Here is a 13,416-nt window from a genome sequence, read left to right on the forward strand (position 1 = left end):
TTGCTCCAATACAGGGTAATGGCCATTGGCAAAATGTTAGATTAGTCGATAAAGCAGCGAAGTATGCCATTATAAATCCATCGTTTTTGCGATTTCAGTGGCATGCTGGTTAACGGCATCATCACTGACAAAGTCATCTAATTCACTGAGTTTGCCTTTGTGGTATAAGCTCACCATTGGTTGCAGTAGGCTTTGAACTAATACACCAAATGTTTGCTCGCTAAAATCATCGGGAAACGTAAACAAGCGTTGATGATGAGGCTCAAACCCTTCACCTAATTGAGTTTGTTCATCACGCCATTGTTTTTGCGCGCCAAATAATTTCTCATTGTGGCAGCCATCCGTTTGGGCATACATCCAGGCGGTGCGGGGCGCAAAGCATAAAGGTTGCTGTTGACCATTAACAAACGCTTGAACAAATTGGCAGAGCTTTTCGAGGGCATGATTGGCGTTGATAGGCGCAAAACAATGAAAATGTCCCATATCAAGCAGGTAACTGTGTTTCATTACTCCCTGCGCATTTAAACACAAATGACGGATATAACATTGAATTAAATCTCTGCCGTGTGCGGTACCAGGGCGATAATTTACCAGTCCTTTTGGGCTAACATCATCGATACGACCGACAAGGTTTATTTCTCTTTCGTCCAATTCACTTAGGTTAACTTCGTGCTTATTAGTTCGCTTAGGTATGCTAAACCTAACCGTTAAATCAATATTCACAGAATCGCTTTGTTGATCATTTTGTAAAAAATGCAGTCGGTTTATTAAAGGCGCAATATCACGTTGATATTGAGATAGTAAAATATCATCAAAAGGGGCCATAGGTAGGCCGCCACTGGCTTTTAGCTCAGTTAATAATTCAATATCTACATCATTATTCGTTTGATTAAGCGCGGAATCTATTAGGCTAGATTGCAACTTATAACGCCCTAGGCCATCAAGATTAAATGGTTCGTCGTTATCATCCGCTTGCAGATTTAGGTTTAAATCGACTTTTAAACTGCGATTAAAGAAAAACTGTGCTGGGTTGCGGAAAAATCGGATCAAGGCCGATAATTCAAGCTCAGTATTATCTTCAATAGGTGTGCTGGTAGCATTGTCTGCTTGCTCAACAAATAGTGGCTTTTGCGGATTAAAAAAGCGCTTATCATAAACCTGATCTAATGCGGGAGGGCACCATTGCTGATGGTAACTTTGCATCGGATTGTTTGGGGTAAATAGTTTATGGTCAAATGGTTGCAAGGGGTGTGCTTGGATCAACTGTTCACTGACGGCTTGCTCGATAAGTTCAATGTCATCAAAGGTTAACGATTTCACTTCCAAGTGGGCGGGTAAGTAGCTCATTTGACAAAACTCGACTAATTCAGCAATGAGCATTGAAGGGATACGCTCGGCATTATCGCGTTCGCTATGGCCAATATAGCTAATATAAAGTTGTTCGCGAGCAGACAAAAGAGCTTCTAAAAAAAGGTATCTGTCATCTAATCTGCGTGAACGGTCGCCTTTTTGGGCGCCAAAGTGAGCCATTAAGTCAAAGCCAACTGGGTGCTGTACTCTGGGGTAAACACCATCGTTCATGCCTAATAAGCACACTACTTTGAAAGGGATTGAGCGCATTGGCATCAGAGTACAAAAATTAATGCTGCCGGCAAGATAGCGCTGACCCACACGGGAATCATTCAAGGTTTGGTTAAACCATTGTTTCAATACTTCTATATTCAGCTGACCTTGATGGCCTGCTTCGGTGAGTTCTTCTGATAAGGATGCAAGCGCATTTCTGATGGTTAATATTTGGCTTTGCTCGTCGTCGTTAGTTTTATAAAAGTCTTCTATTAATTGATTAATTTGTTGCAAGCGCTCTGTGGTTGAGCAGGCATTTATAAAGCCTTGAGTATGTTCATCAATGGCTTCTAAAAAATTAAGCAACTTGCCTAATGCTTGTGCTGATTGGCCTTCAACGCCGCTGACGGGAAGGGTGCCTTGGTACATTGGCGACTCATCATTCAGTGCGTAACCCAGTATTAGTCGCTTAACACCAAAAGCCCAGGAGTTTTGGTTAAATGCTGGCAATCCTAACTGGCTGCGGCTATGTTCATCCCGTCCCCAGCGAACATTGGCATGATCGAGCCAGCGCTTTATAATTTCAAAGTCATCTTCATCTAATTCAAAACGCCTTAAAATTGCTGGCACCTCTAAAATAGACAACACTTCCGTTAACCCAAACCGACTTTGGTTAATGTTCAATAAGGTTAAAAAGCTATTAATTAATGGTGATTCTTGTGCTGCGCCGCGATCGGCAATGGCATAGGGAATAGGCTGTTGCTGTGGGCCTTTATTGGCCCGCTGAAAACTTGAATAATATTGGCTGTTAACCGTGCCAAATACCGCATCGATATAAGGCGCGTATGCTGCAACATCCGGCATCATCACAACAATGTCTTTGGGTGTTAATTCTGGGTGAGCATCAAATAAACTTGCGAGGTGATCATGTAGGGTTTCCACTTCTCGCAATGGACTGTGGCAACTGCGAAGCGTAATTGAATCATCTGTAGGCTCTAGGGGGCGACGTAGGTCTATTTGTTGGTATAGCTCAGCATCAGGCCCCAAAGCTTGGCCTAGGGTTTCCATTTGTAAAATGTCGTATTGCACGCCGTGTAAAAGGTTATCGGGCGTTGGCTCAACATAACAATCGTAATTAAAATTGGTGTTTTCGGGGGGTAAACTGAGCAGTAAATCTAATAACTCACGCCCCATTTTGCCATTATTGGCTAATAATGGGTTACCTACCTCTAGTTTATCTTCCCAATTTTCGGCTAACTGTTTTTTATGAGTGTATTTGAGTGCCATTCTTGCTCTGACTTTTGGGTCAATGATATCCCCCCAGTAGTGCTGACAAGGACTTAAGGCAAGCATTACCACTTCAATACGTTGTGCCAGCGCATTAATCACTTCTAATGTTTGGGGCGGCATTGACGAAATACCAAATACAAACAAACGGCTAGGTAGCATGCTGATATCGGTAGCTGGCTCGGCAAGCGCATCGAGTAATGATTGATGTAAATTAGCCCTGTGGTATTGGCTTGCCTGTAAGGTATGGTGGTTGTAATCCACTAATGCTCGCCAGAGTTTGGGTTGCCATAACTGATTGGGGTCTAATTGAAGTTGCGCATTTAGCTCAGACAAAGGTTGGTTGTTTTCCCATGCCTGGATCCAATCGGGTCGATAAACAAGATATTGGTCAAAAATATCGGCGATTCGATTACAAAGCTGGTAGAGCTTAATCGCATCATGTTGGTTTGATACATGATCTTCGCTGTGCTGGGCGTTACCATTGAATAAATAATGCTGCAAAGGCGCGTAATCAATATCACTGAGTAAGCTTGGTAATAAATCCATCAACTTCCATGTCATCGCTGCTTTGGTAAACGCGTTTTCTTTGGGCACGTTGGGCAGTAATTGATGGCAAAGCTGCCAAATAAAACTTGATGGTAATGGAAAGGTCAGTGCTGCTGCGATTTGATTATGTTTCGCCACTTCAAGTCGAAGCCAGGTCGACATCCCCGGACTTTGTACTAACACTTGTTCAGTGGTTAATAGATGGGCGTTACTCAAAGGGGTTGCCAACATTTTTGCCAGTTGTTCAGACAACACTTCCATTTGATTAGATTGAATTAATGACAGCATAGGGCACTCACAATTGAACATCTGTAGCCATTCTATGGGGTTAATCGGCTGGCATCAATGACAAAGCTGTTTATGGGGACATAATCGAACATAAATAGGGCGTATTTCAAAAAAATATAGGGTAAAAGTGATCATTAAACAGTTGCTTATTATTTGGGGCTGGTGACATTTAGTCGCGGTTTAATCACGATTGAATTTGTTGGGTGTTAGCGACCATGTTAAACGCTGATAAACAGCTTACTTTATCGGTTTACTGGCGAATAACGCTAGGTATAAGGTCCAATATAAACGATTAAATTGGCGTAAATGCTGAGTGTGCTGCTCAGTGGTTAACGGCTGATATTTCAGAGCAACAAACTCGTCGGTAAATTGATTAAAACACGGCAACCATTGGGGGGCAGAACTCGGCCATTGGGATAATAGTGCCTGAGCATAAGCTTTGGGTGGCAGCTGTGCTTGATCTAGTGCTCCTTTTAACATCATTTTTTGAACGATCGCTTGGTAACGGCGACTCACGCGATCAGGCTTCGGCTTACGTTCAAATAAACCGGCAAAGTAAGCAATAAACAATAAGATAATAGTGATACAAATCAGCATAGCAATGGCAATTTTACTGGTGCTAACATCACCCAGTATTTTTTTTAATACGGCTTGTTTACGTTGTTCGTCAAAGCCCAATACCCATACACTCCAATAGTAATCCATGCTGGCGATCTGGTTACGAATGTTGTTTAACCAAGGATATTGTTTAAGACGTAAGGTACTAAATGGGCTGTCTATTAGGTAACTTGATTGGCTATCAAACGTTGCATCAAAGCCATCTAAAATTCGTTCGGGGGCAATCATTGCTGTGGGGTCAAATCGTTGCCAGCCTTCACCTTCAAACCATACTTCTGTCCACGCATGAGCCATATATTGATAAACACTATAATAACCCGCTTTGGGATTGTATTCGCCGCCTTGGTAGCCGGTTACCATTCGTGCGGGTATGCCACTTGCGCGAGCTAAATAAACTAAGGCTGATGCATAATGTGCACAAAACCCAGCGCGATTTTCAAATAAGAAGTCGTCAATTTGCTCACTTCCAATTGCAGGGGGGCTTAAGGTGTAGTAATAAGCTTGCTCGCTAAAATAATTCATCATTGCGTTAATACGCGCTTTGGGCTGCGGGTACTGCCGGGTAAATTGTTGTGCTAATTGCCTGGTTTGTGGATTAGCGTTTTCGGGCAAGGTTAAATTAATATCACGGATATTGGCGGTTAATTTTGTATCCATTTGACTATTAGGATAAGACACTACGCGATAGCTTTGGCGTTGATCTAACGGACGCATTGCATAAAGAGTGTAATCAGGTAATTCGACAATGCTGTTATCCTGACTGAAGGCTTGATCTAATCCATACAACCACCGCTGGTGGCTAGGTTCACTGATCACCACATAGTCGAGTTTACTATTTTGTAGATGGGCTTGTTTATCATCAGGTTGAGTGACTAATGGCTCTATTTGAGGCAATGGTCTTTTGCTTGGCTGGTAAAAAGACTGGCGCTGCATCTCTTTGATGCTTGGGTGCTGACGCCATGTTTTGCCGTCATAGTTCTCCATGACTAAAGTTCGCCAATATAAATCAGCGTTTGCCGGACCTAATGTACTGCCGTCGCTATTTTCAAAGCCAACCCGAAACGCCAGTTCATCTGAACGAGTTAACTTGCTGATATCCCCGAACGACATTTCATCGGACAACCCTGTTTTGGCAGACTTCATACTAGGGACAAGCCATAGTGGGCCGAGGCGCGGAAATACCACAAATAGTACTATTGCGAGCGGTAAACTGTGCAGCATAATTTTGAAGCTGAAACGCAGATTAGCGCTCGGTTTACGGTTATCCTGATATACACTAACCAGCACGCAGGTATTGATAATGGCCACTAAGGTTAAGTGCACCGTATTCATAATGGCTTGTTGGTCAAGCAACGTCAGCGCAATAATAAAGTAGCCGACGAGCACCACTGTTTTAACATCTCTTAACTTGCGCATTTCAATGTACTTTAACGCATAGCCTAACAACAAAAGGTTGATTAACGCATTGAGTAAGCCAATTTGCGACGATACTAATGCTAGGGTGGTAGCTGCGCCGATGGCTAATGAAGTCACTAATAATTTAGGGGGAGCTGCAACTTTGCCGTAATAAATGCCCATACGCCAAACAAAGCAAATTGCACAAATGGCTGTAGTCCAGGGGGTAGCGTGTTCAAATTGAGGTGAGAGTACTGCCACATTGGTTATCAATAACCAAAATAAGGTATTACGGCTAATGATACTATCAAAGTTATCCTGCATTTTGACCTCCTAAGTGGTTATCACTTTGGAGATTAAAACTTGGCCGATATAACGCCAGCGCCTTTTGGCAGGCGATACGATGTGCTTCTCCCGAACTTTGATTGAGGGTGTGATTATCAATGATCAAACCAAAAATCTGGTTTTTGCGAGCCAGAGAATTAACTTGCCAGCTAAGTTTACTCAGACGTTGTTCAAGATCATGACCTTGGGTGTCAGCAAGCGATAACCAAACAGGTGCGCCCTCGGGTTCGTTAAACTCTTTAGTGAGCATGCCTTTATTCTGCGCCCATTGTTTCCAAGCGACCTGTTTTAACGATTCACCAGCCACATAGCTGCGAAGTCCCGTGTAATCATCAACTCCCGGACGAATTTTACCGTGGCTGATATCGCTATTGTCTTCTGCAGCTTGGCTGGTTAAATGAATATCGCATTCAAGTGGCGCGGCAAAAACCACTTGATGTAAATCTAAATCAACATATGACCAGGCTTTAAATAAGCCTAAGGGAAAGTGTGACCACACTTTAATTCGCCCAGGAGTCAATAAACCGCGTTGTGGATTGTCATATTGGACGGTTGCAATCGTTTGTTCTTCTGTCTGTTGTAACCTGACATGGCGCTGCCCACTAAATTGCATACAGATTTGTTGATGTGTGGTGTCGGCGCGTTTTTGATTAGCATGTCCGGTCAGCATTATCGGAAAAGTATGGGGTTGTTCAGCATAGGCATCGGCAGGTGCGACTGCATTAAATGTCAGCCCTGCTAGATTTTTATAACTGTAAATAATACAGGTGTGGAACACACTGGCGAGTAACAGGCTAAGGCCGATGACTAAGTTATTTTGATAATTGGTGCCAAACAGATACAGCAAAATAATTAATGCTAACCACGCCAAACCAAAGGCACTAGGTAAGATAAAAATACCTTTGTGGCTTAAGGTGACTTTCTCTTGAGGAGGCAAACGACGTCCTATCCAGCGCGACCACTTTTGCTTGGCTGTGGCAGGAATAAGCCTCATTAACCAACTCGTTTGGTTAGCTGGCTTAGTCTTTGCTTTACGACTAAACACAGTGCATCACCATTAACGGATGGGGTTAACGCTGGCGAGTAGGGTGTCAGATAAAGCTTTACCTTGAAAAATACTGTGGGCGCTAATTCTATGCTCAGCCACTGCATGAAATACTGCTTGAATATCCTCTGGCACCAGATAGTTGCGCTGATCAATGACAGCCCAGGCTTTAGCCGCTTGTAATAAGGCCAAACTGGCTCTAGGCGATAAACCGGTAGCTTGTTTCTGTTCGCGTGACATTTCCACTAACGCCAGTAAATACTTAAGTACCGCATCTGAAGTGGACACTTGGTTGACTTCGGCTTGTAGTGTTAACAAATCACTAGGACTAATACATTGTTGAATGGGTGCTTGCTTGTGGCCATGCTGCTGGTTTTTCAGCATGGTCATTTCTGCTTCTGGGCTTGGGTAACCAATAGAGATGCGCATCATAAACCGGTCTAATTGTGATTCAGGCAAGGCAAATGTGCCAGATTGATCCTGTGGGTTTTGAGTCGCGATCACAAAAAATGGGTTGGGTAATGGATAGGTGGTGCCATCTTGAGTGATTTGCTGTTCCGCCATCGCCTCTAATAAAGCACTTTGGGTTTTAGGGCTGGCACGGTTAATTTCATCAGCCAATAACATTTGATTAAACACAGGCCCTTTGTGAAAGGTAAATTGCTGCTGAGTTTTATCATAAATCGACACCCCCAAAATATCAGCGGGTAGCATGTCGCTGGTAAACTGGATTCGTTGATAACTCATGCCCAAACTAGTGGCGATGGCATGGGATAAACTGGTTTTTCCCATGCCGGGTAAATCTTCGATTAACAAATGCCCCTTTGCCAAAATACACGCCACAGCTAACTTTATCTGCAAAGGTTTACCGAGCAAGATGTGTTCAAGTTGGTTTATTAGCTGTGTGATAACGGTATGCGACACTGGCACTCCTTTGTTATTATTTTATTCAATCGTTTTAATAAATGTAATTTAGCTCTTTGTCAGTAAACATGCTGGCATTAGGATTATCTTGCTGTTGGTAAATCATCCTATAACTCAACACAGCTTGAACATATTCACGGGTTTCAGTAAACGGAATGGTTTCAATAAAGCTGATAGCATCTAATGAGCCATTTGATACTTTTAACCAACGTCTAACACTTCCTGGACCTGCGTTATATGCCGCAGTTGCCAGTACGCGGTTATTATCAAATTGCTTTAATAATTCAGCATAGTAAGCACTGCCTAACATGACGTTAACCTGAGGCTTGTATAAGTCTTGTACGTCATTAAAGCGAATTTTGTTCTTTTTAGCCGTTTGTTTTGCCGTGGCGGGCATTAATTGCATTAAACCACGCGCACCTACACCCGAGGTGGCGTAGTGGTTAAAGGCGCTTTCGCGACGTGAAATTGCACGGATCTCATTAATATCGACTTTGTATTTTTTACTGGCACTCACAAATTCAGCATCGGCAGCTTTAGGAAAACGTAAGTTAAGCGCATCCCACTGTTTACCTTGAATACTGGATTCAACACTTAAATCATACCAACCCTGTTCCAGCGCATATAAACCATATTCAGCGGTCATTGGGCCATCATGACGGCGCATGAGGTAAATCCACTCGCTGCGAGAATCTAAGAATTTATCCAGCGCTCTTAATTCAACCACTCGAGCCAAGCCAGCATCATCAAAGAGTTTAGCTCGAAGATTTTTATCAGACACTAGATTAGCATCGTTAAGCGACAAAGGTTTTTTGATTTGTTTAGCTGCGTTAAAGCCGTAAAAATCACGTTGCTGAGCCAATGATAAAAATTGATTTTCTGACTGTTGCTTGTCGGCATTCATTTTAGCTTGCCAATACTGCCAGCGTGAATTGGTCATTGCCTGATCACTCAGTAAAGGGAGGTAGGTATTGAGAGTGGCAAGATCTTGCTGACGAATGGCCCAGCGCATGCGCATTTCAAACAGTTCGTCCGATGCTAATGACACTAGAGAGCCATCAATATGACTTTTAAGGTTATCGTCTTGGTTGATTAATGCACGTCTGACCAAATAATGATTTAACTGTTTGCTTTGGGCATCCTTAAAACGATTTGCTTTGTCATATTTTACATAGAGTTTGATTGCTTGCTTAAGATCTTTTCTGGCTAGTTTCCTTAGCCCAGCATCGACAATATCGGCCACGATAGGCTGCGAGCTACTAAAGCGTTTAGTGTGTCTTAAGGTGTTAGGATCTTTATATACTTTTAGCAATAATTCAGCATCGTCGCGGTGCTTAGTTATTTTGTTGCTTAAATAGCTGAGAAGACTAGATTGCCCGGCATTAAAGCTCAGTAACATGCGTCCCCAGATAAGTTCTTGAGTGCGATAACCCTCTTTTGCCCATTGGCTAAATAAAGGGTCACATTCTTTAGGGCGTGAATAGCCATGAAGCCAGAGTTTATCCGCGCCTTTATAGGCTGCTTTTTTATCACCTGTGGCTAACTGGGCCCTCAGGTAATAACACTGCAGGCGCATATCGTTGGGGGAGTTAGGCGACACAGCTAAAAAATCTTGCCAACGCGACTGACTGCCAGTTTTCATCAAATAGCGATATCTTGCCGAATTATAGAGCGGCATGGTATTGAATTCTTCGATAGCCGGCCTGGCTTTTGCCCCCGGCATATTAAGGATTTGGTCAATTTTGATAGGGTAATCTAGATAAATGGCTAAAGGATAATCGCCGAGTTGAGTTCTTAATTGTTGATAGCGAACCATTTGTTTTGAATCTAAAGCTTTTTTTGTATCCAAATAAAGTTGTTGTTCGGGGGTATAAGCGTTGGCAGTGTTAGTCAATAACGCAGGTAAAACCAAAACAACTAGGGTAGTTGTTAGCATTTTTGATAAACATGCATGGATCCATGTAGTACGCATTTAAATGAGAATCTCCGCCTCAATACATCGTTTGCGATTAATTTTTTTAATTAGATTTTTTTACACTAAACATTCATACCGTAACACCATTAAATATTGATTAAATCCGCGTCATTATCCTTCTGGTTTATCCAGTGACTCATCTAGGGCACGATTGAGTAACTGTTTATCTAATTGTTTACTGGTATCTACACCTAAACGCTGCAAGGTATGTGCCTGACGAATCAAGTTACCTTTACCCGAGGATAATTTACCCATAGCTTGCTGGTAACTTTTATCTGCGGTTTCAAGCGCCCGACCTAGTTTTTCCATGTCATCAACATGGCTGCATAATTTGTCATAAATTTTAGCCGCTTGCTTCGCAATCGTTTGCGCATGTTGATTTTGATATTCATAGCGCCAAATATTGTTAATGGTGCGTAATGCTACAAGTAAATTGGTTGGGCTAACTAACATTATATTCTGCTCTAATGCAAAATTTATCAAGCTGGGATCATATTCAATTGCCAGTAAAAAAGCGGGCTCGACAGGAATAAACATTAGCACATAATCTAAGCTTTTTAGTCCATGTAATTTATGATAATCCTTTTGACTGAGCCCTTTAATATGTTGGCGCATTGATAAGGCATGATCTTTAAGTGCTTGTTCACGAATGTCTTCATCATCACTGTTAAAATAGCGCTCGTAAGCGATTAAAGACATTTTGGCATCAATGACTACATCTTTGCTTTCAGGTAAGTGGACAATCACATCGGGCTTAAAGCGTTTACCGTCATCGTTTTTTAAATCTTGTTGGGTGTCGTACTCATGGCCTTCTCGTAAGCCACTTTCTTGCAATACTCTTTCTAAGATCACCTCGCCCCAATTACCTTGCTGCTTATTGTCACCTTTAAGGGCTTTGGTAAGGTTGATGGCATCTTGGCTCATTTTCAAATTGAGCTCGCGCAAATGATTCAACTGGTGCTTTAACGCACTGCGCTCAGATTGTTCATGATTGTATGACTGTTGTATTTGCTGTCTAAAACCATCTAATTGCTGTTTTAACGGCCCAAGAACGCCATCAATTTGAGTGACATTTTGCTGCTTAAAGTTTTCACTTTTTTCATCAAATATTCGATTGGCTAGGTTTTCAAATTGAATTTTTAACCTTTCTTCAGCGGTTTCAAGTAAGCTGATTTTATCTTCAAGTGCCTGATGTTCAGCCGTACTTTTCGCTATGATGGTTTGTTGCATAGCATTTGATTTTGAAAGGTTTAACTGCGACTCCAACACTTTGCGGTTGCTGTCTTCGAGTTGTTGCTCTAAATGAGGAATACGCTCAACTTGCGCCTGTGCTCTGGCCAGTTGGCTAATGTAAGATTCAAGCTTTGATTGTAGATGGTTCAAATTATCAATTTTATCATCTAACACATCTTGAATTTGGGTCACTAAACGCTGTTGTTCAATAATCGTTTGTGTGGTTTCAGCTTCATATTGTTGTTTTAATTGTTCCCAGCGCCGACGGGTTAATCTTTGGTTTAATAGTGCGCCAATCAGCAAGCCTAAAAATGCAATTGCTACCATAGCGGCAATTTGAGGTGGGGTGAAATCAACAACGAATGGCATAACCTAACCTTTTGAAATAGAAACTGGATAAGGTTCGCATGACAATGTTTACCCTGCAAGTATTATGATTAACAAATTAGTTTTTTTTGATTGATTAGCTTATTTTTAAATCGAAATGAAATTTTATTGCGTATTAACCTGTCTTATGAATAACTTGCCAAATTAACCGAGGGAATAACATGACGCATAACACACGCTTTACCAAAGGGATCAAACGTCAGTCAGCCTGGGATTTAGCAGATAATCAGGTGACCCCAGAAGCGGTATTTAAAGACCGTCGTAATATTGTTAAAGCTTTAGGGCTCGGAGCTTTAGGTGCCAGTATTCCTGGTTATGTGCAAGCTGGTTTATTTGATTTTGGCAATAAATCTCCCTCTACATTTACTACTTCGCCATTGAAATTTGCGCAACCTACAGCCTTCGCTATCCCAGATCCCTTAACGCCTGAAAGTAAAGTCACTCGTCATAACAATTTTTATGAATTTGGCACCAGCAAACAGGATCCATTCGACAATGCCCAAGGGTTTAATGTTAATCCTTGGTCTTTGCAAATAGATGGGTTGGTTGATAAACCCATTACCTTAGATTTGGATGACCTAACCAAGCGCTTTGCATTAGAAGAGCGCCGTTATCGTTTACGCTGTGTTGAAGCTTGGTCTATGGTTGTACCCTGGGTAGGTTTTTCATTAGCCAGTTTATTAAAGGAAGCGGGAGTAAAGTCATCTGCAACGCATGTGGCATTTGAAACGCTATTTGATCCTGACCAAATGCCAGGGCAAAAAAATCGTCTTATGGGCGGCGGTATTCATTATCCTTATGTAGAAGGATTAACTTTGGAAGAGGCTATGAATCCATTGGCATTTCTTGCCATTGGTTTGTATGGTAAAACCTTACCACCGCAAAATGGTGCGCCTATTCGTTTAGTTGTACCGTGGAAATACGGTTTTAAAAGTATCAAATCAATTGTCAAAATTCGCGTGATGGATAAGCAACCGCCAACTAGCTGGAATCAACTTGCGTCGCATGAATATGGGTTTTACGCCAACGTTAATCCTGAGGTGGATCATCCAAGATGGTCTCAGGCATCGGAACGCAGTATAGGTGAGGGCGGCTTGTTTTCAGCTAAACGCATTCCAACGCAAATGTTCAATGGCTATGGTGAGCAGGTAGCTGGGCTATATAAAAACCTTGATTTAAGGAAGTACTATTAATGCGAATCTCTCCACGGGGATTGTGGTGGTTAAAAGGCGGTTTACACATCGCCTTTATTTTACCGATATTGTATTTGGCCTATTTAGTGTTAAGTGACAATGCTGGTGGCGATCCTGTGCAGTATATTATTCATTTTACTGGTATGGGGGCTTTAAATAGCCTGCTGGCGGCGTTGCTGGTTTCACCTTTGGCAAAATACTTCAAACAAGGGCTGTTATTGCAAACACGGCGGCTGATAGGCTTATATGTATTTGCATACGCCACTTTGCATATCACAGCATTTATCAGCTTAGATTTATTGTTTGCGTGGGCCTTTTTGCTCGAAGAAGTGATCAAGCGGCCTTATATACTGGTGGGCGCAGTGGCGTATAGTATTTTGCTTTTGCTCAGCGTAACGTCATTTATGATGGTTAGAAAGAAGATGGGTAAGCGTTGGCAACAACTGCATAATTGGGTTTACCTAGTGGCTTTATTGGCACCCATTCATTTTTATTGGTCAGTAAAATCTGAAATTATTGAGCCCAGTATTTATATAGTGATTTGTGTGGTGCTGGTATATTTACGCAAACAAAAGCTAGCAAAATACTTACCGCAGGGCTAACTGTTGTTAAAT

Annotated in this window: 8 protein-coding genes; 2 read left to right on the top strand and 6 right to left on the bottom strand. The window is 42.0% G+C overall.

Annotated features, from left to right (window positions below):
• Positions 1–69: 69 nt before the first annotated feature.
• The 6 genes from recC to rmuC form a co-directional block, all read right to left on the bottom strand.
• Entirely contained in the window at positions 70–3,687 is a 3,618-nt protein-coding gene (gene recC, locus NE535_RS10180) for an exodeoxyribonuclease V subunit gamma (protein WP_261298533.1), read from the bottom strand.
• Between the two features lie 237 nt (positions 3,688–3,924).
• Positions 3,925–6,024: a transglutaminase TgpA family protein gene (locus NE535_RS10185; RefSeq protein ID WP_261298534.1), complete on the bottom strand. Its 2,100-nt coding sequence runs from the start codon at positions 6,022–6,024 to the stop codon at positions 3,925–3,927.
• The gene (locus NE535_RS10190) at positions 6,014–7,090 is read right to left on the bottom strand and encodes a DUF58 domain-containing protein (RefSeq protein ID WP_261298535.1); all 1,077 of its coding nucleotides are present in this window, start codon (positions 7,088–7,090) and stop codon (positions 6,014–6,016) included. The genes NE535_RS10185 and NE535_RS10190 overlap by 11 nt, the downstream gene beginning before the upstream one ends.
• Positions 7,091–7,102: 12 nt before the next feature.
• Positions 7,103–8,014, bottom strand: coding sequence for an AAA family ATPase (locus NE535_RS10195; protein ID WP_261298536.1), 912 nt, complete (start codon positions 8,012–8,014; stop codon positions 7,103–7,105).
• Between the two features lie 34 nt (positions 8,015–8,048).
• Positions 8,049–9,986, bottom strand: a complete 1,938-nt coding sequence (locus NE535_RS10200; RefSeq protein ID WP_261298537.1) for a transglycosylase SLT domain-containing protein — start codon at positions 9,984–9,986, stop codon at positions 8,049–8,051.
• 114 nt (positions 9,987–10,100) lie between these two features.
• On the bottom strand, positions 10,101–11,591 hold the full coding sequence (gene rmuC, locus NE535_RS10205) for a DNA recombination protein RmuC (protein WP_261298538.1): 1,491 nt from the start codon (positions 11,589–11,591) through the stop codon (positions 10,101–10,103).
• A 179-nt stretch (positions 11,592–11,770) separates the two neighbouring features.
• On the opposite strand from rmuC, the gene msrP reads away from it, so the two are divergent.
• Both msrP and msrQ read left to right on the top strand, forming a co-directional pair.
• Positions 11,771–12,802: a protein-methionine-sulfoxide reductase catalytic subunit MsrP gene (gene msrP / locus NE535_RS10210; RefSeq protein ID WP_261298539.1), complete on the top strand. Its 1,032-nt coding sequence runs from the start codon at positions 11,771–11,773 to the stop codon at positions 12,800–12,802.
• Positions 12,802–13,404, top strand: coding sequence for a protein-methionine-sulfoxide reductase heme-binding subunit MsrQ (gene msrQ / locus NE535_RS10215; RefSeq protein WP_261298540.1), 603 nt, complete (start codon positions 12,802–12,804; stop codon positions 13,402–13,404). The genes msrP and msrQ overlap by 1 nt, the downstream gene beginning before the upstream one ends.
• The last annotated feature ends 12 nt before the right edge of the window (positions 13,405–13,416 follow it).

The organism is Shewanella holmiensis (assembly GCF_025370255.1).
GTDB lineage: Bacteria > Pseudomonadota > Gammaproteobacteria > Enterobacterales > Shewanellaceae > Shewanella > Shewanella holmiensis.

Coding starts and splice junctions, on each gene's coding strand:
- recC (WP_261298533.1), bottom strand. CDS start 3,687: ATGCTGTCATTAATTCAATCTAATCAAATGGAAGTGTTGTCTGAACAA.
- NE535_RS10185 (WP_261298534.1), bottom strand. CDS start 6,024: ATGCAGGATAACTTTGATAGTATCATTAGCCGTAATACCTTATTTTGG.
- NE535_RS10200 (WP_261298537.1), bottom strand. CDS start 9,986: ATGCGTACTACATGGATCCATGCATGTTTATCAAAAATGCTAACAACT.
- rmuC (WP_261298538.1), bottom strand. CDS start 11,591: ATGCCATTCGTTGTTGATTTCACCCCACCTCAAATTGCCGCTATGGTA.
- msrP (WP_261298539.1), top strand. CDS start 11,771: ATGACGCATAACACACGCTTTACCAAAGGGATCAAACGTCAGTCAGCC.
- msrQ (WP_261298540.1), top strand. CDS start 12,802: ATGCGAATCTCTCCACGGGGATTGTGGTGGTTAAAAGGCGGTTTACAC.